At 43.3% G+C, this 24,874-nt stretch carries 26 protein-coding genes and 1 other annotated feature; of the genes, 19 read left to right on the top strand and 7 right to left on the bottom strand.

All coding sequences use genetic code 11. From position 1 onward, the window contains the following. Positions 1-95 precede the first annotated feature (95 nt). From rplA to rplL, 3 genes are all read left to right on the top strand, one after another. The gene (rplA, locus tag IGI96_RS00675) at positions 96-785 is read left to right on the top strand and encodes a 50S ribosomal protein L1 (RefSeq protein WP_005229790.1); all 690 of its coding nucleotides are present in this window, start codon (positions 96-98) and stop codon (positions 783-785) included. Between the two features lie 63 nt (positions 786-848). Further along, positions 849-975: a sequence feature (ribosomal protein L10 leader region), on the top strand. A gap of 65 nt (positions 976-1,040) precedes the next feature. Then, the gene (gene rplJ, locus IGI96_RS00670; protein WP_016610861.1) at positions 1,041-1,541 is read left to right on the top strand and encodes a 50S ribosomal protein L10; all 501 of its coding nucleotides are present in this window, start codon (positions 1,041-1,043) and stop codon (positions 1,539-1,541) included. A 61-nt stretch (positions 1,542-1,602) separates the two neighbouring features. Continuing rightward, positions 1,603-1,974, top strand: coding sequence for a 50S ribosomal protein L7/L12 (gene rplL, locus IGI96_RS00665; RefSeq protein ID WP_003127081.1), 372 nt, complete (start codon positions 1,603-1,605; stop codon positions 1,972-1,974). Between the two features lie 116 nt (positions 1,975-2,090). On the opposite strand, the gene IGI96_RS00660 is transcribed toward rplL, so the two are convergent. Both IGI96_RS00660 and IGI96_RS00655 read right to left on the bottom strand, forming a co-directional pair. After that, positions 2,091-2,264 carry a hypothetical protein gene (locus tag IGI96_RS00660; protein WP_005231922.1) on the bottom strand — a complete coding sequence of 58 codons (174 nt, stop codon included), beginning with the start codon at positions 2,262-2,264 and terminating at the stop codon, positions 2,091-2,093. 148 nt (positions 2,265-2,412) lie between these two features. Then, positions 2,413-3,432: a branched-chain amino acid aminotransferase gene (locus tag IGI96_RS00655; RefSeq protein WP_005229799.1), complete on the bottom strand. Its 1,020-nt coding sequence runs from the start codon at positions 3,430-3,432 to the stop codon at positions 2,413-2,415. A gap of 210 nt (positions 3,433-3,642) precedes the next feature. On the opposite strand from IGI96_RS00655, the gene IGI96_RS00650 reads away from it, so the two are divergent. Beyond that, a complete protein-coding gene (locus IGI96_RS00650; protein ID WP_175496481.1) occupies positions 3,643-4,611 on the top strand; it encodes a pyridoxal-phosphate dependent enzyme in 969 nt (322 codons plus the stop codon). Between the two features lie 199 nt (positions 4,612-4,810). Here the strand turns inward: IGI96_RS00650 and IGI96_RS00645 are convergent, their stop codons facing one another. The 3 genes from IGI96_RS00645 to IGI96_RS00635 are packed head-to-tail and all read right to left on the bottom strand — an operon-like array spanning position 4,811 to position 7,999. Beyond that, positions 4,811-5,635 carry a TPM domain-containing protein gene (locus IGI96_RS00645; protein WP_015509953.1) on the bottom strand — a complete coding sequence of 275 codons (825 nt, stop codon included), beginning with the start codon at positions 5,633-5,635 and terminating at the stop codon, positions 4,811-4,813. Next, positions 5,632-6,753 (bottom strand): hypothetical protein, encoded by a 1,122-nt coding sequence (locus IGI96_RS00640; protein ID WP_015509952.1) that lies wholly within the window; start codon positions 6,751-6,753, stop codon positions 5,632-5,634. The genes IGI96_RS00645 and IGI96_RS00640 overlap by 4 nt, the downstream gene beginning before the upstream one ends. A gap of 16 nt (positions 6,754-6,769) precedes the next feature. Further along, a complete protein-coding gene (locus IGI96_RS00635) occupies positions 6,770-7,999 on the bottom strand; it encodes an SPFH domain-containing protein (RefSeq protein ID WP_010749514.1) in 1,230 nt (409 codons plus the stop codon). A gap of 283 nt (positions 8,000-8,282) precedes the next feature. Between IGI96_RS00635 and dnaX the strand changes: the two genes are divergently transcribed. The 13 genes from dnaX to IGI96_RS00570 all read left to right on the top strand — a co-directional run bounded on the left by dnaX (position 8,283) and on the right by IGI96_RS00570 (position 18,753). Continuing rightward, positions 8,283-10,004, top strand: a complete 1,722-nt coding sequence (gene dnaX, locus IGI96_RS00630) for a DNA polymerase III subunit gamma/tau (RefSeq protein WP_438784779.1) — start codon at positions 8,283-8,285, stop codon at positions 10,002-10,004. Between the two features lie 20 nt (positions 10,005-10,024). Next, the gene (locus IGI96_RS00625) at positions 10,025-10,339 is read left to right on the top strand and encodes a YbaB/EbfC family nucleoid-associated protein (RefSeq protein ID WP_005229811.1); all 315 of its coding nucleotides are present in this window, start codon (positions 10,025-10,027) and stop codon (positions 10,337-10,339) included. Between the two features lie 14 nt (positions 10,340-10,353). Continuing rightward, a complete protein-coding gene (recR, locus tag IGI96_RS00620; protein WP_005229813.1) occupies positions 10,354-10,950 on the top strand; it encodes a recombination mediator RecR in 597 nt (198 codons plus the stop codon). Positions 10,951-10,970: 20 nt separating this feature from the next. After that, entirely contained in the window at positions 10,971-11,618 is a 648-nt protein-coding gene (gene tmk, locus IGI96_RS00615) for a dTMP kinase (RefSeq protein ID WP_005229815.1), read from the top strand. A gap of 32 nt (positions 11,619-11,650) precedes the next feature. Continuing rightward, a complete protein-coding gene (locus IGI96_RS00610) occupies positions 11,651-11,980 on the top strand; it encodes a cyclic-di-AMP receptor (RefSeq protein WP_005229817.1) in 330 nt (109 codons plus the stop codon). A gap of 14 nt (positions 11,981-11,994) precedes the next feature. Further along, positions 11,995-12,927, top strand: a complete 933-nt coding sequence (gene holB / locus IGI96_RS00605) for a DNA polymerase III subunit delta' (RefSeq protein WP_270288074.1) — start codon at positions 11,995-11,997, stop codon at positions 12,925-12,927. 29 nt (positions 12,928-12,956) lie between these two features. Beyond that, positions 12,957-13,757, top strand: a complete 801-nt coding sequence (locus IGI96_RS00600) for a PSP1 domain-containing protein (RefSeq protein WP_438784778.1) — start codon at positions 12,957-12,959, stop codon at positions 13,755-13,757. Between the two features lie 19 nt (positions 13,758-13,776). Further along, on the top strand, positions 13,777-14,124 hold the full coding sequence (locus tag IGI96_RS00595; protein ID WP_026008088.1) for a DNA replication initiation control protein YabA: 348 nt from the start codon (positions 13,777-13,779) through the stop codon (positions 14,122-14,124). A 70-nt stretch (positions 14,125-14,194) separates the two neighbouring features. After that, positions 14,195-15,055, top strand: coding sequence for a 16S rRNA (cytidine(1402)-2'-O)-methyltransferase (rsmI, locus tag IGI96_RS00590; RefSeq protein WP_438784777.1), 861 nt, complete (start codon positions 14,195-14,197; stop codon positions 15,053-15,055). 171 nt (positions 15,056-15,226) lie between these two features. Further along, the gene (locus tag IGI96_RS00585) at positions 15,227-16,444 is read left to right on the top strand and encodes an ammonium transporter (RefSeq protein ID WP_195961201.1); all 1,218 of its coding nucleotides are present in this window, start codon (positions 15,227-15,229) and stop codon (positions 16,442-16,444) included. A gap of 16 nt (positions 16,445-16,460) precedes the next feature. Continuing rightward, complete coding sequence (locus IGI96_RS00580; RefSeq protein WP_005229830.1) at positions 16,461-16,802, top strand: P-II family nitrogen regulator; 342 nt, start codon at positions 16,461-16,463, stop codon at positions 16,800-16,802. Between the two features lie 150 nt (positions 16,803-16,952). Further along, positions 16,953-18,077: a DNA polymerase IV gene (dinB, locus tag IGI96_RS00575; protein WP_005229832.1), complete on the top strand. Its 1,125-nt coding sequence runs from the start codon at positions 16,953-16,955 to the stop codon at positions 18,075-18,077. A gap of 19 nt (positions 18,078-18,096) precedes the next feature. Continuing rightward, entirely contained in the window at positions 18,097-18,753 is a 657-nt protein-coding gene (locus tag IGI96_RS00570; protein ID WP_016610941.1) for a DNA alkylation repair protein, read from the top strand. Between the two features lie 137 nt (positions 18,754-18,890). Here IGI96_RS00570 and nrdG read toward each other — a convergent pair whose 3' ends face one another. Continuing rightward, positions 18,891-19,487 carry an anaerobic ribonucleoside-triphosphate reductase activating protein gene (gene nrdG / locus IGI96_RS00565; RefSeq protein ID WP_270288073.1) on the bottom strand — a complete coding sequence of 199 codons (597 nt, stop codon included), beginning with the start codon at positions 19,485-19,487 and terminating at the stop codon, positions 18,891-18,893. An 83-nt stretch (positions 19,488-19,570) separates the two neighbouring features. Next, positions 19,571-21,766, bottom strand: a complete 2,196-nt coding sequence (gene nrdD, locus IGI96_RS00560) for an anaerobic ribonucleoside-triphosphate reductase (RefSeq protein ID WP_034869343.1) — start codon at positions 21,764-21,766, stop codon at positions 19,571-19,573. Between the two features lie 287 nt (positions 21,767-22,053). On the opposite strand from nrdD, the gene IGI96_RS00555 reads away from it, so the two are divergent. Next, positions 22,054-22,818, top strand: coding sequence for an ABC transporter ATP-binding protein (locus tag IGI96_RS00555; RefSeq protein ID WP_128489226.1), 765 nt, complete (start codon positions 22,054-22,056; stop codon positions 22,816-22,818). After that, positions 22,808-24,862, top strand: a complete 2,055-nt coding sequence (locus tag IGI96_RS00550; RefSeq protein WP_438784776.1) for an FtsX-like permease family protein — start codon at positions 22,808-22,810, stop codon at positions 24,860-24,862. Before IGI96_RS00555 ends, IGI96_RS00550 begins: the two co-directional genes overlap by 11 nt. Positions 24,863-24,874 lie beyond the last annotated feature (12 nt).

The following is a 24,874-nucleotide window of genomic DNA, read 5'->3' as shown; positions in this document are numbered from 1 at the left end:
GCCCTAAGGAAGTAGCTTCTCAGTCGGCTTCATATTGAAAAATATGGGACACGTGGGAGGTTCTACCGTTATAACCACATCAAGGAGGAAACAAAATGGCTAAAAAAAGCAAAAAAATGCAAGAAGCATTGAAAAAAGTTGATGCTACAAAAGCTTATTCTGTTGAAGAAGCAGTAGCTTTGGCAAAAGAAACAAATATTGCAAAATTCGACGCAACGGTTGAAGTTGCTTACAAATTAAACGTAGACCCTAAAAAAGCGGATCAACAAATCCGTGGCGCGGTTGTATTACCAAACGGTACTGGTAAAACACAAACAGTTTTAGTTTTTGCTAAAGGCGATAAAGCCAAAGAAGCAGAAGCAGCTGGTGCTGATTTCGTTGGTGACGACGATATGGTTCAAAAAATCCAAGGTGGCTGGTTCGATTTTGACGTTGTTGTTGCAACGCCTGACATGATGGCTACTGTTGGTAAATTAGGTCGTGTGTTAGGCCCTAAAGGTTTGATGCCTAACCCTAAAACTGGTACAGTAACAATGGACGTAACAAAAGCAGTTAACGAAGTTAAAGCTGGTAAAGTAACTTACCGTGTTGACAAAGCTGGAAACATCCACGTACCAATCGGAAAAGTTTCATTTGAAGATGACAAATTAATCGAAAACTTCAAAACAATCCATGAAACATTGTTGAAAGCTAAACCTTCAGCAGCAAAAGGTCAATACATGAAAAATATCTCAGTTACAACAACATTTGGACCTGGGATCCATGTAGAACAAGCTTCTTTCTAATTTAACACAAAAATTTAAAACTTTTATTGACTTGACTGCCTTATCTATGGTAAGGTAGTCAAGGTTAAAAGTTTAACTGTACCGAAGACAGTAGGTGGCATTTGCCTTAATTTCCTACCGAGGACGTTTATTGAGAACCTTCAATAGTCCCTCTATGTCTACGGTGGCATAGAGTTTTTTATTGTCTTTTTTTTAGACAAAGGAACCGTTCGTTTCGAAGAAACTCTTCCATCAAAATCAGGAGGTGAAATATAAATGAGTGAAGCAGCTATCGCTAAAAAATCCGCGATCGTTGATGAAGTGAGTGAAAAATTCTCTGCAGCCGCATCTGTAGTCGTTGTTGACTACCGTGGATTAACTGTTGATGAAGTAACTCGCTTACGTAAACAATTGCGTGATGCAAACGTTGAGATGAAAGTTATCAAAAACTCAATTCTTTCTCGTGCTGCTGAAAAAGCTGGTCTAGAAGGTTTAGGTGAAGTATTCACTGGTCCTACTGCCGTAGCATTCAGTAACGAAGACGTTGTTGCACCTGCAAAAATCATTAACGATTTCGCAAAAGACGCAAAAGCTTTAGAAATCAAAGGCGGTATCATCGAAGGCAAAGTTTCTTCATTGGAAGAAATTACTGCATTGGCGAAATTGCCAAACCGCGAAGGACTTCTTTCTATGTTGCTATCTGTGCTACAAGCACCTATCCGCAACGTGGCTTACGCTGTCAAAGCAGTGGCAGAAAAAGAAGAAGATGCAGCATAATTGCCGCATGATTTTTCAGTATTAAAAAACTAAACTACTTACTTAAATGGAGGAAAACAAAATGGCATTGAACATTGAAAACATTGTCGAAGAGCTAAAAGGCGCGACAATCTTAGAATTAAACGATTTAATTAAAGCTATCGAAGAAGAATTTGGCGTATCTGCTGCAGCTCCTGTAGCTGTAGCTGGTGGAGCTGGCGATGCTGGTGCTGCTGAAGAACAAACTGAATTCACTGTAGAATTGACTGCAGCTGGCGATCAAAAAGTTAAAGTTATCAAAGCAGTTCGTGAAGCAACTGGCTTAGGCTTGAAAGAAGCGAAAGCAGTCGTTGACGGAGCTCCTTCAGCAGTTAAAGAAGGCATCTCTAAAGACGAAGCTGAAGCATTGAAAGCAGCTTTAGAAGAAGTTGGCGCTTCAGTAACAGTTAAATAATTTTTCTTAGTGTCAAATCCTTTTGTATGAAGGGGTTTGGCGCTTTTTTTTGTAAATGAAATTCCTGCAAAAGGAATAAGCAGCGATCCCCGTTTCTTACTAGCGAGGATCACTGCTTATTTTTTTCGGAATTGTTGGAATAGGAACACAAAAATAAAAAAGAAAAATGCTTCCCACAATGTTGTGGTCCAGCTAAAGCTGCGGTTGATACCAAAAACGAGATTACCGATATTGGAAACCACCAAATACAATGCTGTTGCAAGCAAAGAATAGCCGAGTCGTTTACCCATCATTACGCCTCCCTTTGCTATGATTGTAACAAGTCGAAAGAGTTGTGGCAATCAATTCTCTCCTGATGGAAAGGAATTGGTTGGCGGAAAGAGAATAAAACGAACGATCACAGTGGACCGTTCGTTTTATGATGGTCTATGGGTGTGGCTATTTCAATGGGACATCAAAGATCCAACCTGTTGGGGCCGCAATATCTCCAAATTGAATGCCGGTCAATTGATCATACAATGCTTTTGTTTGTGGACCAACTTCCGTTTCACTATAGAACACATGAAAATCCTCACCGTTTTGGATCCCGCCGATTGGGGAGATAACAGCAGCTGTTCCGCAGGCACCCGCTTCGACAAACCGATCCAGCTCATTAAGATAAACATCGCCTTCAACAGGGGTCAATCCTAATGAGTGTTGCGCTAGATGCAGCAATGAATATTTTGTGATACTTGGCAAAATAGAAGGAGATTTTGGTGTCACAAATTCATTGTCAGCCGTGATTCCGAAAAAGTTAGCAGAACCGACTTCTTCGATTTTGGTATGCGTTTCTGGATCCAGATAGATGCAGTCGGAAAATTTCCGCTGATGGGCTTCGTATCCAGGCAGCAGACTCGCAGCATAATTTCCACCAACTTTGGCTGCGCCAGTACCATTTGGTGCCGCGCGATCATAATCAGAAACAATGAAATTGGTCGGTGTCAATCCGCCTTTAAAGTAAGGACCGACAGGCATACAAAAAACCGTAAAAATATACTCTGGTGCTGGACTGACACCGATGTTTTCTCCGACCCCAATCAATAGAGGACGAATATACAAGGTGGCGCCGCTGCCATAAGGCGGAACATATTCCTGATTTGCTTTTACTACTTGTTTTACCGCATCTAAGAAAAAGTCCTCAGGAACCTCTGGCATGCGCAGGCGATAGGCACTGCGATTCATCCGTTTGCTATTTTCGTCTGGACGGAACAAATTGATGCCGCCATCTTTTCTTCGGTAGGCTTTTAGTCCTTCAAAACATTGTTGTCCATAATGAAGAGCGGTTGATCCCTCGTGGATATGCAGATAATTATCCTCGGTAAGTTCGCCTTCATTCCAAGAACCGTCTTTCCATGTTGCCAAAAAACGCCATGGCGTCTTGATATAAGAAAACCCTAAATTTGACCAATCGATTGTCATTCGTTCACACCCTTTTTTAATTTTTCTAAGTATAGCACTTCAGAAAAGAAATGTCATTATTTTCTGAAAATTCTTCTGTAAGAATAGTTGGTGACATTGACGTGTAAAGGATAGGGAAGTGCTCTTTGCTTGTACGAGTTCCCCAGTTTGTTTTTCTACAAGTTCTGTGCTTCAATGAGAGTATAAAAAAACAAAAAAGGGGGAACGTTTGTGATTGAGGAAGTGTTGACGGACAGTCAGGGGATCGCTGCTGCGTATCGACGATTGAAACCAATCATGATCCATACACCACTTGCACCAAGTAATATTTTAGGCAAAGAAAAAGAGGGCACGATATTTTTGAAATTAGAAAATCTACAGCGTACCGGCTCCTTTAAAGCGCGGGGGGCGTATAACAAGCTCGCTTCATTGACTGATGCAGAAAAACTTCGCGGTGTCATCGCCTGTTCTGCAGGAAATCATGCGCAAGGTGTTGCTCTCGCAGGATCGTTACTGGGGATCAATGTCCGAATCTTTATGCCATTAACGGCTGCTAAAACAAAAATAGAGGCGACAAGAAGCTATGGCGCACAAGTCGTTTTAGCAGGAGAGACGTTTGATGAAACCAAGCAACTGACAGTAGACGCCATGAAAGACAGTGGCGAAGTTTTTGTCTCTCCCTTTGATGATCGGGCAGTAATGGAGGGGCAAGGAACGATTGCGATCGAACTGTTGGAGGATCTTCCAGATGTTGATAATGTCATTATTCCCATCGGCGGTGGTGGGTTGATCGCTGGGATGGCTTTAGCCTTAAAAGAACTTCGTCCAGAAGTCAAAATCATCGGCGTTCAATCCTATGGCGTTTATGGTATGATCGCCTCGATCTGGCAGCAAAAGCTGGTAGCCAATCGCCGCAGTAGAACGATCGCCGATGGCTGTGATGTTGCTTTAGCAGGGGAGCTGACCTATGATGTTTTAAAGACCCGTATCGATGAAACGGTCTTAGTTGAAGAATCCGACATCGAACAAGCGATCCATTACTTGGCTTTGAAGGAAAAAGTCATTGCAGAAGGTGCTGGTGCATTAAGTACAGCGGCGATTTTAAGCGGACAAATCGATCATTTACTTCGAGGAAAGAAAACTGTGGCATTGGTCTCCGGCGGCAATATTGATTTCTCTGTGTTTAAGGAAATGATTTGAATAAAAAGCATACTCAAGTAAAATCGATGAGGTACATTTGAAATTATCAAAAGGATCTCTATATCTTTACCGGCGATAGGGTCAAAATCATTGTGACGATAGCTAAAGGATCTTGTCGATTCATGGTATGAATAGCAGCAAAAAAAAGAGTTCCCGTTTGAAGGAACTCTTTTTTACATTCAAAAGAACTATTTAACGATTAGAAACTGCGTCCGCCGCCGCCGAAAGTACCGCCGCCAGAAGAGTGGGTCGTACTGCCGCCTCCGCCGCCAGAAAAACCGCCACCACCGCCGCCTCCGCTATTATCCGAGGGACGGGGGATGCGTCTGGTTGTGACAAAGGAGTTGACTAAGCGATCTTCTTTTTGAGTCAGATCAATACTTGATTTTTCTAGATAGTTAAATTTGTAGCCGCCCATTTTTAATTGATAACGGGATTTAACAATGATGAAAAAGGCGATACTGATCACTGCCGCGATCGCTAAGCAAATAGCAATTTCTAGTGGCGTCATCACTTTGTAATAAGTAATTTTTCCAGTATCACGATCGATACGATAGTGATCGGCAGGAACACCTGCTTCCACAAAACCAGCTGCTTTTTGCAGATAGACCAATGCCGCTTGGTAATAATTTCCCTCTGCCATTTGGTCAAATACCGCATCAAGAAGATTATCTAGACGTGAATCGGTGAGGTAATCGATCATATTTCCAGAAGTCGAAACGTGAAATTTACGTTGCGACATATCGATCACCAAAGCGGATCCATTGTTGTCGTTGCCGATCCGTCTTGAAAGATATCGATTAGTATACAACTCGATATCTCCCGTGTTGCTGTTCGTTGTTTGAATAAACACTTCGCCTTTGATTTTTGCATTCAGCGCTTCTGCTTCTTCATTCAACTTCTGGATTTCTTGTTCGGTAAAAAGTCCAGCGTGGTCTGCGACTGTCTCTTCGGCTGCAAAGGCGGGCAGGGTGGTGAAGAAAAAGCCAACCAGCAGAAGCAACAAATAAGATAGTTTTTTCATAAGAAATACGCTCCAATCAATGCGAGGATGGTCGTTGCCGCGAAAATTGCGCCACTGACGATTCCCAAGCGTTTGTAACTGATCGGTAAAACACCGCTGACTTTTCCTGTTTGCCCATTCATCGCATAATAAAAGGCACTCTTGTTTTCATCATCGGCTCGATAGGTCACTAGCCATACAGGAAGCAAAACGTAGTTGTTTTCTTCTTTTGTTAGATTGATGGATCGATTGTTGCGTTTAAAACTAGTATAGCCATTGACGGTACCTGCTAGCAGATTTTCAGCATACCCCGATAATTCGTTTTTGACTTCGTCGGAAAGATCAATGTATTCAATATCTCTTTTTTCTGCTTGGAAGCCGGCTAAATACTGACTGCGAAAATTAACAGCTTTTTCAAGGGGAAACGGCTGAACACCAGTTACCATTTTTTGCTGGACGTTTTTTGACAGCGCATGCTTGAGCAATTCATTCACCTTGATTTTGCCTCGTCGCAAGACGTCGTATTGTTTATGTTCAGTATATTCAATATCACCAACGCGCCAAATACGCAAGGAGGTACCCATTCCTGAGAGGGAGCCGTTCATCTCGGCATCGACGACCCAATAAGGGAAGTATACGCCAGTCAATTTCTCTACTTGTGCTTGGTCGAAGAAATCCCGTGGGACGAATTTTTTCTTTTGCGCCCATTCTAAAAACTTTTGCGTTGCTTCTTCTTTTTCGATCGCAAAGGGAAGGACTTTGTTTGGCAAAAATTCTCCCGAAAGCCGTCCAGATAAAACGACCGGGTTATGGCAAAAGTAGCAATAGGTTGCAGCTGTAGTCGCATCCGTCACGATTTCAGCACCGCAGCTGGGGCAGGTGAAAAGGTCCATCTGTCCCGCTTGTGCATTGGCTTGTTGTTGCACTTCTTCTTCAAGGCTCGGCTCCGTCACTGAGGCAGCCGTGGCATCTACAGAAGAATCAGCGGCCATTTGCGCTTCTTTTTGCTTTTCTTCAAAGGCAGTGACTTCGTCTTCAGTAAAAATACTCAGACAAAATGGACAATGAAATTTTTGATCGCCAGGATCAAAGGTTAAAGCGCCCCCGCAATTGGGGCACTTATGTGTGATAACATCCATCAGCAATCCTCCTCAATTAGTCTACTGGGACACCTTTGAAAGGTTTGCCGCAATTCGGACAGAATTTTGGAATGCCGTTGGCTAAATCAATCACTTCACCACAATCACTGCATTTCATTTTCAGACTTGGTCCATCGCTCGTTGGTTTAGGCGTGCCGCAATTGCTGCAGAATTTACCAGTATTAGATGTGCCGCATTGTGGGCAGTCCCAATGATCTGCGTTGCTTTGTGCAGGTGCTTGTTGCTGCTGCATCTGCTGTTGGTTGTTTTGTGACGCTTGGTTCAAATAACCGCCACCAGCGTTCATCCCCATGCCCATACCAACAAACCCAGTCGTAGCGCCAGCGGCATTGCTACCGGCAGATTCCATACCACGAGCTACCGAACCTTGAACATAGCCTTCACGAATCGAAGGGTCACCTAACATTGCCCCTTGGTTCCGCATGTTGATCAATTTTACGGAATCATCCGTATAAGAGATGCTTGCGACGGCAACCGAAACGATTTCCATTCCTCGGAGTTCTCGCCAGCTGTCATCAAGAACTGTTCCCATATATTTGCTTAATTCCATGCTCTTAGATGGAACGTAAGAAATTCGTTCGCCATCAGCGGACATTTTGTTGATCGCTGTTTGTAGGGCGGTCAAAAATTCAGCTAAGTACTGCTCGTTGATGTCGTTGATATCGACTTGACTTTTGTTTTTTGGGATCGCATTCGTGTAGAACAAAATTGGATCGGTAATTCGTAAGGAATAGTTTCCGTGCGCCCGCAAGAAAAGTTCTGCGTTGTAAAAGTTGTCAAAATAATTCAAAGGCGAGGAAGTACCGAAGCGAATCCCTTTGATTTCTTGTAGATTGATATAAAAAACTTGTTGTTTTTGCGGTGTAACGCCACCAAACTTAAAGCGGTCAAACGTTTCAGAAATCGCATCTTTCAATGAACCGTTTAACATTGAAGGCGCTAATTCGTTTTTCACTGTATAGTAGCCTTCTTCGGCGGTATAATCGATGATTCGCCCGCCATCAACCAATAACATCATCATATTCGGATAGACATGGATCACTGAGCCATCAGTGATGACATCTTCTGTGCCTTTTCTGTTGGAACCGCGTTTGTCATTACGCCGCACTTTGACACCTTTTGTCATTACTGTCGAATCGCTCATATTGTCAGGCTCGATCACCTCTAGCCATTGATCTGCTAATCCGCCGCCAATTGCGCTTGTTGCCGCTTTGATAATACCCATTTTCAGTCCTCCTTTAAATTGTTTTCATCACAATAGATGAACATAGATTCATTATACCATAGGAGGTGAGATTTACGTTATCAGTCTAAAGTTGGAGAGGAGTTTTTCGCAAAATCCATCAATAAACGGTTCGTTCGCAGGTGGATTTGAATAAAAGAGACAAATTGGAGATTGCGGATTAAATTTCCATTTCTTTTGAGATTCCCCCACGCAAACGGTGGTTTTTTTGGCTGATATTACGTATAATAGAAGGTAGCGAATTTTGAAATGAGTGTGGAAAACTATGGCTTATCAAGCATTATATCGTGTTTGGCGTTCTCAGCGTTTTGATGATGTTGTCGGACAAAAAGCAATTACCCAAACCTTAAAAAATGCAATCGATCAAAACCAGATCTCGCATGCCTATTTATTTACGGGTCCTCGAGGAACCGGGAAAACAAGTGCAGCGAAAATTTTTGCCAAAGCCATCAATTGTCCGAACCAGGTCAACGGTGAGCCTTGCAATGAGTGCGATATGTGTCGCTCAATCACAGCAGGGACGCAAGAAGACGTGATCGAAATCGATGCGGCAAGCAACAACGGTGTAGAAGAAATTCGCTTTATTCGTGATCGTGCGAACTATGCACCGACCCAAGCTGAATACAAAGTTTATATCATTGATGAAGTGCACATGCTGTCAACAGGCGCATTCAACGCTTTACTAAAAACATTGGAAGAACCACGGAAAAATGTTGTCTTTATTTTGGCAACAACAGAGCCCCATAAGATTCCAGCAACGATCATTTCTCGAACCCAACGTTTTGATTTCAAACGGATCAATACGCAAGATATCGTGGGTCATTTAGAAACGGTCCTTACTACTAGTGAGATCAATTACGAAGCAGAAGCTTTACAGATCATTGCGCGAGCCGCAGAAGGCGGTATGCGGGATGCCTTGAGTATCACCGACCAGGCGATCGCTTTTAGTGATGGAACCGTAACGACCCAAGATGCTCTTGAAGTGACGGGCAGCTTGTCCTATGAAATGATGGACCGTCTGATGCAAGCTTGCGGGGAAAAAGAAGTTGCCGATGCGTTAGCGACCTTGCGGGAGTTATTAGCCTCTGGTAAAGAAGCCCGACGTTTATTGGAAAACTTGTTGGTTTATTGTCGAGACTTGCTGATGTATAAACAAGCGCCGCAGCTGCTATCTGAAAAGTCGCTGCAATTGACTGAAGCGTTTCAAACACTGGCAAAAAATACCCCGCCAGCAAAAATCTATCACTGGATCACGGTCTTAAACGATACGCAAAATGAAGTACGATTTACGAACAATCCTACGATCTATCTGGAAGTGGCTGTGGTCAAATTAGCCAATGATCCAGAAAGTGCTGCTGTTGCTAGCAATTCAGCTGATAATAGTCAAGAAGTGGCGCAGTTACGGCAAGCATTGCAAAAACTTCAGGCAGAGGTGCAACGACTGCAGGAGAATCGACCGGCAGGTGCCGTTGCGGAAACCACTGCGCCAGTGAAGAAAGCCAAGGCGACCACTACGTTCCGTTTACCAAAGGAACGCGTGTTCCAAGTACTGAAAAGTGCAACGAAGAAAGACTTGGCAAACGTTCGCAATGTTTGGGACGATCTTTTGATGTCTCTTTCCGTGACGCAAAGAGCGATGCTGCATTCCAGTGAAGCAAAAGCTGCCAGCGAATCGGGCGTCGTGATCGCTTTTGACTATGAGATCTTATGCCAGCGAGCAAGTAACGACCAAGAGTTTCAATTGATGATCCATAATCAATTGTCTCGCATGATCAAAGACTACGCCCCACAGGCTGTCTTTATCACAAAAGAAAGTTGGCCAGCACTACGGCAAGAGTTTTTGGCCGGCGGTCAAGCAACGGCAGATTCGGAAATTGAAGTAGACCAAGAAGAGACCGAAGCCGCTCCTGTCGAACCTGAAAATGACGACTTAGTAACAAAAGCGCAAGAGTTATTTGGTGAATTAACCAGCATTGAAGAAAATTAATGAAAATGGAGTGATTGATAATGATGCGAGGCATGGGAAATATGCAAGGCATGATGAAACAAATGCAAAAAATGCAAAAAGAAATGATGAAAGAACAAGAAGCGCTGAACAGCAAACAATTTATCGGCGAATCGACAAATGGCTATGTCAAAGCGACCTTTACTGGCGATAAGACGTTACAAGACATTACTATCAATGAAGCGATCGTTGATGCTGACGATGTGGAAATGCTGCAAGATATGATCATTTTAGCTGTCAATGACGGATTGAAGAAAATTGAAAAAGAATCGGAACAAACGATGGGCAAATACACAAGAAACATTCCGGGTCTATAAAAGGAGAAATGACGGTGCAATATCCTGAACCGATCGCCCGATTGATCGACAGTTACATGAAACTGCCGGGAATCGGACAAAAAACCGCGACACGTTTGGCATTTTATACGATCGATATGAAAGAAGAAGTCGTCAATGAGTTTGCCAAATCGTTGCTTAGTGTCAAACGAGATTTGCACTTTTGCAGTATTTGCGGAAATATAACTGAAGAAGATCCTTGTGAGATCTGTAGTGATCCAACAAGAGACAAAGAAACGATTTTAGTGGTTGAAGAGCCTAAAGATGTCATGGCACTAGAAAAAGTCCGGGAGTATCATGGACTTTATCATGTGCTGCATGGCGTGTTATCCCCGATGGAAGGGACAGGTCCAGAAGATATCAACATTGCATCGCTGATACAGCGGCTGCATGATGATCAGGTCAAAGAAGTGATTATTGCGACCAATGCGACCACGGAAGGTGAAGCAACGGCGATGTATATGTCACGTTTGATCAAGCCTGCTGGTATTAAAGTCACGCGTTTGGCTCATGGCTTATCTGTGGGCAGCGATATTGAATACGCGGATGAAGTGACCTTGCTAAAAGCAGTAGAAGGTCGCCGAGAATTATAAAGATATTGGAGGCAATTAGGGTGAATGGATTGTTTATAACCATCGAAGGACCGGATGGTGCTGGAAAAACCAGTGTGATCGAAGAGTTGTATCCTCGGTTACAGCTTGAAGCAACAAGAAAAATCGTGAAAACAAGAGAACCTGGCGGAGTTAAAATCGCTGAAAAGATTCGTAAAATTATTTTAGATCCGCGAAATGAAGAAATGGATGAGCGGACGGAAGCCTTACTTTATGCAGCGGCCCGCCGCCAACACTTGATTGAGGTTGTCCTGCCGGCATTAAATGCTGGACACATCGTGATCTGTGACCGCTTTGTTGACAGTTCGCTTGCCTATCAAGGAGCTGGACGCCGCATCGGGATTCCTGAGATCGCACGGATCAACGAGTTTGCGACGGAAGGAACGACGCCTGATTTTACCTTGTATCTAGATGTTGACTCTGATACTGGCTTGCGTCGCATCCAAGAAAACCGCGCACATCAATATGACCGCTTAGATTCGGAAGGATTGGAGTTTCATCAACGGGTTCGTCATGCGTATCTTAAGCTGGCGGAAGAAAATCCTGTACGCATTCATAAGATTGATGCTAGAATGGGGTTACAAGAAGTTGTTGAATCCAGCTATTCAGCAATCGTTGAATCGTATCCTGCTTACTTCAAGTCAATCTAGAGTAGGTTGGATAACACAAAGGAGATGGTCCCATGAAATTAATTATGGCAATCGTACAAGACAAAGACAGTAATCGTTTGGCAAATGAGTTTATTGATGCCAATATCCGTGCTACAAAATTGTCCTCAACGGGTGGGTTTTTAAAGGCTGGCAACAGTACGTTTATCATTGGTATTGAAGACGATCGGGTACAAGATGCATTAGAATTGATCAAAAAAACCTGTCAATCAAGAAAACAATATGTCTCGACACCGATGTCTTTAGACATTTCCTTAGACGGTCAAGTTCCTTATCCAGTCGAAGTCGAAGTCGGCGGAGCAACTGTGTTCGTGCTACCGGTTGACGGATTCCATCAATATTAAAAAAGGAGCTTTTCATGGAGGAGTTATTTCTACAAGAATATCAGCCTCTTGTTTTTGCCCAACTAAAAAAAAGTATCAAGCATGGGCGCATTGCTCATGCTTATCTTTTTGAAGGGGACAAGGGGACTGGCAAGCACGAATTAAGTCTGTGGCTCGCAAAACGCCTTTTTTGTACCAATGTGCAAGAAGAAGCCCCGTGCGGCACTTGCAGCAATTGTCTGCGGATCGCCCAAGGAGAGCATCCTGACGTCATCCAAATCGAGCCGGATGGGCAGATGATCAAAGTCGACCAGATTCGGCAGCTGCAAGAGGAGTTCTCAAAAAGCGGCTTTGAAAGTCGTCTGAAAATCTTTATTTTGTCTCAAGCTGACAAAATGAACAACAGCGCTGCCAACAGCCTATTAAAGTTTTTGGAAGAACCGGTGGGAAACTTTTTGGCGATTTTAGAAACTGAGAGTTTAGGACGTATTTTGCCGACGATTCAGTCTCGCTGTCAGATCATTCATTTTTCGCAGCTGTCAAAAGAAAAACTACAGGAGAAGCTCCAAGAAGAAGGACTTTCCAAAGAGACGAGTCGACTTCTGAGCCACTTGACTAATAGTTATCATAAAGCAGTTGAAATCTCGCAGAATGAATGGTTTAATGAAACTAAGGATGCTGTTAAGCGTTGGGTGAATTACCTTTTGAAGAAAGACCCGCAAGCATTTATTTTTGTTCAGAAAAAATTATTGGGTCTAGCAAAAGAAAAAAATCAGCAATCAGAAATCTTTTTGCTCTTGTTATTTTACTTTCAAGAGGAACTAGATCGATTGTTGGCACAAGGTTTATGGGGAAAAGAGATCAATCGTGCCATTGAAGCCGCATTGCAAGCACAAAAAAAATTGCAAGCCAATGTGTCTTTCCAAGGAGTGGCAGAACAATTTTCCGTGAAAATCATCTATGGATAAAACGCAGCAGCCGGAAAAGGAGACCAGAGATGATCGAAGTTGTCGGAGTGCGTTATCATGACGTGGGCCAGATTTATTTTTACACACCAAAAAAACAGAACTATACCATAAATGAACAAGTCATCGTGGAATCACAAGATGCCAAATGTCTTGCCATGGTGGTTACAAAAAGCAGAAAAATGAATGAGAGCGATTTGCCTCAAGCAGTCAAACCGATCCTGCGTCGAGCGACGAAAAAAGATTTGGAGCAAGCTGCCGCCAATCAAAAAGCAGCAGACGAAGCGTTGAAAATCGGGAAAGAAAAAATCCGAGCACACCAGCTGCCAATGAAGCTGATTCGGGTGGCATATACCTTTGAGCGCACAAAACTGATTTTTTCGTTCACGGCAGAAAGCCGTGTTGATTTTCGTGAGTTGGTCAAAGACTTGGCAAGTGAATTTCATACACGGATCGAACTGCGCCAAATTGGTGTCAGGGATGAAGCAAAGGCGCTAGGCGGAGTTGGACCCTGCGGTCGCAAACTATGCTGTGCGACGTTTTTAGGCGATTTTATCCCAGTGTCCATCAAGATGGCTAAGGATCAAGGACTCTCCTTGAATCCTGCAAAAATTTCAGGGTTATGTGGTCGTTTGATGTGTTGTCTTAAGTACGAAAGTGAAGAGTATGAGCGTGCAAAAAAAGAATTGCCGGATCGCGGCAAGGAAGTTGAAACGCCAGATGGCAAAGGACGTGTGGTCGGGCTGGATCTGTTGAGCCGAGTGATCAAAGTCCGTTTGCATGATCGGCAAACACCAATCGAGTATGATTATGAAGAACTAGTGACAAAATAAGTAGGTGACCATAATGAGCATGGACAAACGATCAATATATGACGGATTGAATCAGTTAGAAGTGGAGTTGCAAAATTCCTTGAATAATCTAGCGGAAATGAAGCAGTCTTTGCAAGAAATCGTCGAAAAAAATACGACATTAGAATTGGAAAATCAACGCTTACGTGAACACATTCGTGAGTTGAACCAAGTGGCAGATGCACCCGCTGAATCGGTCAAACAAGAGCTTTCTAAATCACGGATGAATTTAGAAAAGATTTACGAAGAAGGATTTCATGTTTGTTATGACTTATACGGTTCTCGCAGAGAACATGACGAACCTTGTGCGTTTTGTCTAGAAGTGATCTATCGTGAAAGCGGCAAATAGCTGACAGACGAAGCGGTTCGTTAGAAAAAAGATCAGTTTCTGCTGGTCTTTTTTTCGAAAGGAGCAGTACATGCAAAAGCAGCAAAGTTATAAACAAGACACTGGAAAACTGTATCTTGTTCCAACACCGATCGGTAACTTGGAAGATATGACGTTCCGATGTGTCAAAATTTTAAAAGAAGCGGACTTGATCGCAAGTGAAGATACTCGAAATACCCAGAAATTGTTGAATCATTTTGAGATTGCGACACCGCAAAAAAGCTTACATGAACACAATTATAAAGAACGGGTGCCACAGCTGATAGAACAGCTGCAAATGGGCAAGACTATTGCCCAATGCAGTGATGCTGGTATGCCCTCCATTAGTGATCCAGGTCATGAATTAGTCAAGGCGTGCTTGGTCGAAGGAATCGCAGTGATTGCGCTCCCAGGACCTACGGCTGGTTTGACCGCGCTGATCGCTTCTGGCTTATCACCGCAGCCGAATCTTTTTTATGGTTTTTTACCTCGTAAGAAAAAAGAACAAAAGCAAGCGTTAAGTGAATTGGCAAGCCAAAAAGCTACGATGATTTTTTATGAGTCACCGTATCGAATCGCAGCGACGATCGAAACGATGAAAGAGGTATTGGGAGAACGTCAAGCAGTTATCTGCCGTGAATTGACAAAAATCCATGAAGAATATTTGCGAGGGACCTTTTCAGAATTGATTGAATACCTCGGCCAACAACCAATCAAAGGGGAATGCTGTCTATTAGTGGAAGGCGCTTCTGAAATCCCTGAAGTCGTTTATGAAGGAAGCTATGCTGAACAGGTGGCAGCCTTGATGGAAGAGGCAGACTTGTCATCGAAAGAAGCCATCAAAGAAGTGGCTAAACGCAATCAAGTGAAGAAACAGCTTGTTTATCAAGCCTACCATCAATTAGAAACGTAATCATACCGAGAGTTCTCTCGGTATTTTTTTGTCTTTTTTCGGACTTGTGTTAAATTATCTGACATCAATAGTTAGCTATTTTCAGAAAATTCACGGTTTTCTCAGAAAAATCTAGATTATTTGAAAATATGATGTTAGGATAGCTAACATAAAGAAAAGGAGGCGTCAAAAATGAACACAGGGAATATTGCATTTATTTTAATTTGTAGCGGCATGGTTTTTCTTATGACTCCAGCATTGGCATTTTTTTACGGAGGATTGGAACGTCGCAAAAACATCCTCAATACCATGATGATGGTGATTTGTACGATGGGCTTGGCGTCTGTGCTATGGGTCGCTTTAGGGTATACCTTATCTTTTAGCGGCACAGGCTCATTTATTGGGAATTTAGATAAAGTCTTTTTCAATCATGTCTCGATGACAGAAGGAGAAGGGATTCCTGAAGGGTTATTTGCGGCCTTTCAAATGATGTTTGCCTTGATCACAACGGCGATCATTACTGGATCTGTCGTGGGCAGAATGCGTTTCTCAGCTATTTTCCTATTTATCGGCTTCTGGCTAGTTCTCGTGTATTTTCCAATGGCACATATGGTATGGGGCGGCGGTTTCTTAGATGCGATCGGCTCGATCGATTTTGCAGGAGGCAATGTCGTTCATATCAGTTCGGGTATCAGTGGGTTAGTCTTAGCGGTCGTTGTCGGTAAGCGGCGAGAATTTCATCAAACCGAATATCGTCCTCATAATATTCCCTTTGTTGTACTAGGTGCTGGCCTTTTATGGTTTGGCTGGTTTGGCTTTAATGCTGGCTCTGCGTTAGCAGCTGATGGTCTAGCGATCCACGCCCTAATGACCACGAATACGGCAGCAGCCAGTGCGATGCTTTCTTGGATGCTGATCGAAAAAATCGTGTTGGGCAAACCGACGATCGTTGGTGCGTGTACTGGAGCCGTCGTGGGCTTAGTTGCCATCACACCAGGTGCGGGATTTGTCTCGCTTTGGTCTTCCTTTATCATTGGCGCTTTAGTCAGTCCGTTTTGCTACTTCTTTATTTCTGTCATCAAACATCGTCTAGGATTAGATGATGCGCTGGATGCCTTTGGCTGCCATGGCGTAGGCGGAATCTTTGGCGGTTTGATGACGGGGATCTTTGCGGATCCAGCAGTGGGTGGACGGTCAGGATTGCTCTATGGCGGCGTTGATCTTTTTCTCGCACAAGCCGAAAGTATCGTATTTACGATTCTATTTGCAGGTATCTTATCCTTTGTCATTATCACTTTGATCAAATGGGTAATGCCGATTCGCGTATCGCAACAAGAAGAAGCAGTGGGGATGGATCGGATCGAACATGACGAAACGGCCTATCCTACCTTTATGGGGTTAGACTCTTAAGAGTGGAGGAGCAGTCATGAAAAAAGTTGAAGCGATTATTCGCCAAGAAAAATTAGAAGAACTAAAGGCCGCTTTGGACCAGTCTGATTTGATCAGCGGCATGACAGTCAGTCAAGTGCTGGGCTGTGGCAATCAAAAAGGGCTCAAAGAGTTTATTCGTGGCCAAGAAGTGATCACAACTCTTTTACCAAAAGTAAATGTCCGTTTTGTTTTAGCAGATGAAAAAGTCGATGCGGTGATTGAGCTGATTGTATCGATCTGTCGGACAGATGAAGTCGGTGACGGCAAAATATTCGTCTACCCGTTGGAAGAAGCGATTCGGATTCGCACCAATGAACGAGGGGAAGCTGCCTTATAGTAGAACTTCTTGGACCATGAAGAGGGCCGCAAAAGCAGTGAATGTAGAAGGAAGGACCAATGAAGATTGGTCCTTTTTGCGTATTTCCCTCGATTCCTTGCTTGATAGGGAACTTCTGTTCGTTTATAATAAGAAGTGAGGTGAACAACGATGTCGGAACTACAATTTCCCTTAAAAAATGATACGAGCCGCAAAATTATTCATATTGATATGGATGCTTTTTTTGCTTCGGTGGAAGAACGGGATGATCCAGAGCTTGCCAAGCATCCCCTCGTCATTGCCCGTCACCCAAGTGATACTGGCGGACGAGGAGTGGTCACGACCGCCAATTATCTGGCACGACAATATGGCATCCACTCGGCAATGAGTGCGCAAAAAGCCTATGAGCTTTGTCCGCAAGCGATTTTTAAACCGGGAAATCATCAAAAGTATCGTGAAGTGTCCCAGCAAGTCAGAGAAATTTTTCATCGATACACCGACATCATCGAACCAGTTTCTATTGATGAAGCGTATCTAGATGTCACAGTCAACAAGATCAATTGTCCTTCAGCAATTAAGATCGCTCGTTTGATTCAACGAGACATCTGGCAAGAGACTCATCTGACCTGTTCGGCAGGAGTCAGTTACAACAAATTCTTGGCAAAACTGTCTTCGGATTATCATAAACCACGAGGATTGACGGTGGTGATGCCAGATGAGGCAGTGGCATTTTTGCAACAATTACCCATTGATAAATTTCACGGGATCGGGAAGAAAACTGTTCCGCGGATGCATGAGTTAGGTATTTTTACAGGAGCTGATCTGTATGGCTGGAGTGAGATGGCGCTGATTCGTGAATTTGGCAAAATGGGGTATTCCTTGTATCGGAAAGTTAGAGGGATCCATGATTCCCCAGTTAGTGTGACCAGAGAACGGAAATCAGTTGGAAAAGAGCATACATACGGCAATCCATTAACCAGTGAAGAACAAGTATTGAGCCAGTTACGGGCTATCGCAGAAGAAGTCGAAAGATCCCTGAAGCGCACACAAAAACATGGTAAGACGGTCGTGTTGAAAGTTCGTTACAGTGATTACTCTACGATCACCAAGCGAGTGACCTTGCCAACCTATGTTCATAAAAAAGAACAGCTATTTTCCGAAGCAAGTCTGATTTGGGAAGAAATTTTAGGTCTGGAAAAAGGCATCCGTCTTTTGGGGATCACCGTCACAAATCTTGATCCACTGACCTATGAAAATATCGTACTTCCCTTATGGCAACTATCTGACGAGCAGTAGGCTGAAGAGGAGGAGCAAAATGACACTCTATCAAGTATATGACACGATGACAGGATTGGCTAATCAGGAGCGAAGTGAAAAAATGGCCGCCTACATGCGGCATCAGTTTGATTTTTTAGGCATTCCTACGCCGTTGCGCCGCCAGCAGGAGAAAGCGACCTTCAAAGCTGCAAAACAAACGAAAACGGTTGATTGGGACTTTATCGATCATTGTTGGCAAAGCAGCTATCGGGAACACCAATACCTTGCGATTGATTATTTAGTGGTGATGGAGCCGTTTCTAGCGGCCATCGATCTGGCAAAAATTGAACAGCTAGTCATAACAAAAGCTTGGTGGGATAGCGTGGACGCCCTAAGTGAGGTTGTCAGAAAACTAGTTCGCCGACTGCCAGCGTTAAAAGCTGAAATGCTTCGCTGGAGTCTTGAGGAAAATCTTTGGCTGCGGCGAGTGGCAATACTCCATCAACTGCTGCAAAAAGAACAGATGGATCAACCACTGCTTGAAGAGGTCCTCGTCAATAATTTGGGGAGTTCTGAATTCTTTATCAACAAAGCCATTGGTTGGAGCTTACGAGATTATGCCAAGACGAATCCTCAGTGGGTCCAAGACTTTCTGCTTCGCTATCAAACAAGTCTGGCGCCTTTGACGATTCGTGAAGCAAGTAAGTACTTGTAAAAAGCTTGGTCACTGAGTTGATATAACATAAAAAAACACCGTGCATCATCTTTGAAGGAAGAGGAGGTGACCGCCAAAAGTTCGATTTTTTGGTCTAACTTTTGGGGTCACCTCAAGATGCACGGTGTTTTTAGTTTTTAAATTTGTTTTTTGATTTGTTCGTAGCTTGCTTCAGCATCTTTGCACTTTGCCCAGATAACCGCTATTCCTTGTTCCCGAGATGCAGCAAGATCAATGATTCGTTGATTGCTGCTGCCGCGAAACTGCAAGTTTAAATTTCGTTTGCTCAGTTCAAAACGACCGTCGACTAAAATATCGATTTTGGATAAAAGTTCCAATTTATCGGGTGTTTCCAAAAGCAATTCTTCATAGGTGTAGCCTGACCAGCTCCAAATATCTTTGCTGTGCCCAAATTCAGCACGAACCCGATCAACGACTTTCAGACAGACTGTTGTGTTCAAGAAAGGTTCGCCGCCTAGGAGGGTCAGCCCTTGGACATAATCATGCCGCAGATCTTCGATGATTCGATCCTCTAGTTCTTGCGTAAAAGGTGTACCATAGCGAAAGTTTTGGACCGCTTTGTTAAAACATCCTTCACAAGCAAAGAGACAGCCGCTCACGTATAAACTGTTTCGAATGCCTTCACCATCAACAAAGTTGAAGGCTTTGTAATCAGCAATATAATTTTGGCTATATTCTTTGGCTTGCCATTCTTTAGGTTTCGGATTTCTCATAAGAAAACTTCTTTCTATCATGAATTACAGGGATTGGTCTTCAAGAAAAGGAGTGTAGAAGAAATCTAGCACTCCTTTTTCGTTTATTCTTGCAAATGTTTGACCCGGGCAGAAATTTCTTTGTGCCGTCCATTGACCATTGGACGAGCTTGAGGATTTCCAAGATACCCACAGGTTCTTTTGACGACGTCACAACTTTTTGGGTCATGATTGCCGCATTGCGGGCATTCGAAGCCCCGTTCGGTTGGATTGAAATCTCCTTCATACCCACACTCATAACAGTGATCGATAGGGGTATTTGTTCCAAGATAGGCGACCCGATCATAAGCGTAATCCCATACCGCTTCTAACGCTTTTGGATTTTGCTGCAAGACTGGGTATTCGCAGTAATGAATAAACCCGCCAGAACAGTATTTTGGATACTCTTTTTCAAAATCAAGTTTTTCAAATGGTGTCGGATTTTTCCGCACATCATAGTGGAAGCTGTTGGTGTAGTATTCTTTGTCGGTAATGTTTTCAACTTCACCGAATTTTTCGGTATCCAAGCGGCAGAAACGATCAGTCAGGCTTTCACTAGGCGTCGAATATACGCTGAAATGATAGCCGTATTCATCGCCCCAAGCATCTGCATGAGCTTTCAATTCTTTCACGATCGCTAGGGTAAAGGCTTTTGCTTCTGGATCTTGTTCCCATGTTCCACCATAAAAAGCCGAAGCAGCTTCATACAAACCGATATATCCAAGAGAAACAGTAGCACGTTTGTTTTTGAATAGTTCATTCACATTGTCTTTGCGATCCAAACGTTCACCGAAAGCCCCATACATATAAAGGATCGGCGCATTCGCAGGGCTGGCTTCTTTACAGCGCTCCACCCGATAGACAAGAGCATCCTTGACGATTTGCAGACGATCTTCCAGCAGCGTCCAGAATTTTTCTTGATCACCATTTGCTTCTAAGGCGATCCGAGGAATATTCAATGTTACGACGCCTAGATTCATCCGACCAACATTGACTTCTTCGCCACGTTCGTTTTTCCAGCCTTGCAAGAAAGAACGACAGCCCATCGGCACTTTAAAGCTGCCGGTCAATTCAACCAATTTATCATAATTCAAAATATCAGGATACATCCGTTTGGTGGCACACTCTAAAGCCAGTTCTTTAATATCATAGTTCGGATCGGTAGGGGCCAAGTTGACGCCACGGCGAATACTAAAGATCAATTTTGGAAAAATAGCGGTACGCTTCTCACTGCCTAACCCGTTGATGCGAATTTGGAGAATCGCTCGTTGGATCTCCCGTTCGAACCAGTTGGTTCCTAAACCAAACCCAAGGGAAGTAAACGGCGTTTGTCCGTTTGAGGTGAATAACGTATTGATTTCGTATTCTAGACTTTGCATTGCATCGTAGATATCTTTGCGCGTTTTGCTCTTCGCATAAGCTTCCCGACGTTCAGGCGACTCGATCCATTCTTCGGCATCTTTTAGATGCTTTTGATAATTCAACTCAGCAAAAGGAGCCAATAATTCATCTGTTCGATCAGCAGAACAGCCGCCATATTGACTCGATGCTACGTTTGCAATGATTTGTGAGATTTGAGCGGTGGCCGTTTGGATCGATTTTGGCGATTCCACTTCGGCGTTCCCAATTTTAAACCCATTATTCAGCATGCCTTTAAAATCGATCAAGCAGCAGTTGGTCATTGGGGTGTAAGGATGATAATCCAAGTCATGGTAATGAATGTCGCCTTTTTGGTGAGCATTTGCCACGTGAGGAGGGAGCATTTTCAAACCGATCGATTTTCCTACGATCCCAGCGGTCAAATCACGTTGTGTATTGAACACATTGCTATCTTTATTGGCATTTTCATTGACGACCGATTGATCTTTATTCATCAATTTGTTGATCGTAAAGTTGATGTCTGTGGCTTTGCTGCGCTCGAAATCACGATGGGTCCGATAGTTGATATATTCTTCAGCCAAGGCATACTCGTTTTTTGCTAATAAGATATGCTCGACGATATTTTGGATCTCATAGATTTTTACATTCGTACGAAAACGTTCCGCGATCTCGTGATCGACACTGTCAACGATCTCGGTGATTTTTTCGTGGTCGATGGGAGAAAGCTCGCCGTTGATTTTTCTTAGGGCTTTCACTAACGCATCGTAAATTTTTTGATCATCAAAATCGACAAGCCGTCCATCACGTTTAACGATTTTTAACTGACGCAAAGCGGACTGTCTTTCCAACCCTTGCTCAGGATTTCTCTTAATGTTCATCATTTCTACCACTCCTTATCTTCCTCAATATAATAAAACAAATTGTAGAAATGAGCAACTATATATAGTGGTGGATAAGGGGTGGTAAATTGGATATACACAATATATAGTGTATATTCATTGGGGTGTTTTCTGGGAAAACTGATAAGATTAAGGATTTGGTTGTTCCATGTTTCACATAATGAATAAAAAACTTTTTTAAATTTATTTTTTCTCTGTTTTGAAGCAGAAGTATTCAATGAAAAAGTATGCTACCATAGGGAGAGAATTTTATTAAAGGAGGGTTCTATGTGAAAAATATGATTGATGTGAAGCATCTGACCAAAAGTTACGGCACTCGTTTCAATCAAACCAAAGTATTAGATAACCTTTCTTTTGCAGTGGATCAAGGAGAATTTGTCGGGGTCATGGGGCCCAGCGGTGCTGGGAAAACGACCTTGATGAATCTGTTGTCTTCAATTATGCGACCTAGCTTAGGCTCGATCTATATCGATGGCAAAGACATTACCCGAATGTCGGAAAAAGCCCTCAGTGATTTTCGTCGTCAGCAGATCGGTTTCATCTTTCAAGACTTTAATCTTTTAGAGACGTTGACTGCCAGAGACAATATCTTGCTTCCCCTTGCCATTGATCGTTTGCCCGTGAGTGAAACCCAAGAGCGCATTGAACAAACGGCCAATTTGTTAGGAATCGAGCACTTGTTAGATCGCTACCCAGAAGAATTGTCTGTAGGGCAAAAACAGCGGGTCGCTGCTGCTCGAGCAATCATTAGTCGTCCGGTGGTCCTTTTTGCTGATGAACCCACTGGCGCCCTTGATTCAAAAGCGGCGACAGAATTGTTACGGTATTTAGCGCAAATCAATCAACAAGAGAAAACGACGATCTTGATGGTCACGCATGATCCTTTCACCGCCAGCTACTGCAACCGAATTTTATTCATCCGAGACGGTGTCTTCTTTGCAGAAGTCGTCAAAAAAGGCGGGCGTCAGGAATTTTTCGAAAAAATCATCGATATGCAGGCAACGATTGGAGGCGGTCCGCGCCATGTTGTTTAAAATCGGCTGGCGGAGTTTTTTGCGGCAGTTTCGCAACTATATGGTGTATTTTATTTGTATGATGACCGCCGTGATGATTTTTTATTCCTTTAACGCCTTGATGAATGATCGTCTGCTGAATCAACGGGTCCAGCAAGATATCCGCATTGAAGGGGTTTTAGGATTCGGCAGCAGTGTGGTTGCCTTTGTCGTTTTGTTTTTTATGCTGAGTGCCAATCATTTTTTTCTTAGTCAGCGACAAAAAGAAATCAGTGTTTACCAGCTTTTGGGGCTGCGGCAAGGTCGTCTGGCTTGGCTGTTGCTGCGGGAAACGTTTCTATTGAACTTTTTCTCTTTAGTGACCGGCATCTTTATGGGGATTATTTTTTCGAAATTTTTTTCTATGATTTTGATTCGAGCGATGGGCTTGAATTTAACGAGTCATTTCTTTAATTCGCCCCAATCGATTTTTTCAACGGTTTTTGTCTTTATCGCGGCGATGATTATTTTGAGTATTCAAGTGATCCTTTTTGTTTGGCGTACCCCAATGAGTGAGCTGATCAAGACTGAATACCGCTTACCGATCAAGAAAATGAAAATGACCCCGTTTCGTTCATTAATGGGGGTTCTAGGTCTGATTCTACTGGGGGTAGGCTACTATTTGTCTTTGACCCTGCGGGAAACTTGGACCAACTATATCACGTACACACAAGATTTTTCAGCAATTTTATGGATTCCTTTATTGATTCTGTTTTGTTGTGTGACGGCAACCTATCTTTTTTTTGATTGCTCGTTGCCTGCATTGTTATATTTTTTGAGTAAGCCGAAAAAACGTCTTATCAAAGGGGCGAAACTGATTGCTTACAATAACGTGCGGGCTTACTTGCAAATAACGTGGAAAAGCTATGCGCTTTTGACGATCATCACAGCGATCGCAATCTCCCTGATCGGGGGAACGATGGGGGTCATCTCATTAAACTATCAAGCAACGAACCGCATTTATCCAACGTCCTTTCAAGTGTCAGAAGAGCAGGCAGATACCTTGCGGGACCTTTTAGAAAAAGCCGATACACCGATTATTGCCGAACAATCGATTCCCTATAAAATGACCAATATGACGGTTCAAACCCGTTACCTTGGAGAGTTGCAAGACGAAAATATTGAAAATATCATGGTGAATCTGGTCGCTTTTTCTGATTATCAGCGTCTGCGAAAACTGGTTCCCGATGCCCCGGAGATTCAACTGAGTACTGATAAACAAGCGGTGCTTTTTGACAGTCAATACGATGTGACTCGTTCGTTTATCACCTATCGCGATGAGGTCAAAATCGGCAGTCAACATACGTTCAAACTCATTCAAGCAGAACAGGATTATTTTGGGGATTCTGCCTTGCGCTATTCCTTGCCGAATGTCCTTGTCATCCAAGATGATGCGTACCAGCAAGTTGAGGGCTTCACCTATAGCGTTGCTTATTTACAAACAGACAAGGTGCAAACGGAGAGCTTGACTCAGCTGCTAGATGAAGAGCTGCCGATCGAGTGGACGCATCCTTTGACCTATGAGTTTAGCGATGACCAAAAAAGCGTGCGTTTTTATCCAGAGACTGCCCGAGATTCCACCAGTGAGAATAACCAGATGACCGCATATCGACTGACCTTAGCGAATCGTTTTACAACGATGCGCGGCGTGCGGCGGCAAGCAGGAATCGTTTTGTTTGTGTCATTATTTGTAGGTGTGATCGTTTTGATCACGACATCCAGCAGTTTGATCGTTCGGCAATTTTCAAATACCGAGCGGGAGAAACACAATTACCGATTATTGACCAAACTAGGTTACACCCGAAAAGAAGTACGTAAACTCGTTTACTGGCAAAACATCTGGATTTTTATGCCAGGTACGTTACTGGCGATCTTGCACGCCGTCTTTGCCATTAATACCTTCACCCAAATCATCGACAGTCCTGGGTATTGGGTGGCTCATTTGTTTGCGGCAGTTGCAGCAGTCGTCTATCTATTTGCCTATTTGATTACCGTCAAGCTGTGTCTGCGAATAATTGAAACTTGATTGAATTCTTGA

It is taken from the genome of Enterococcus sp. DIV0421, assembly GCF_051713745.1.
Lineage (GTDB): Bacteria > Bacillota > Bacilli > Lactobacillales > Enterococcaceae > Enterococcus_D > Enterococcus_D casseliflavus.
The sequence above is the reverse complement of the archived record's forward strand: the minus strand, read 5'-3'. Positions and strand labels throughout refer to the sequence as shown.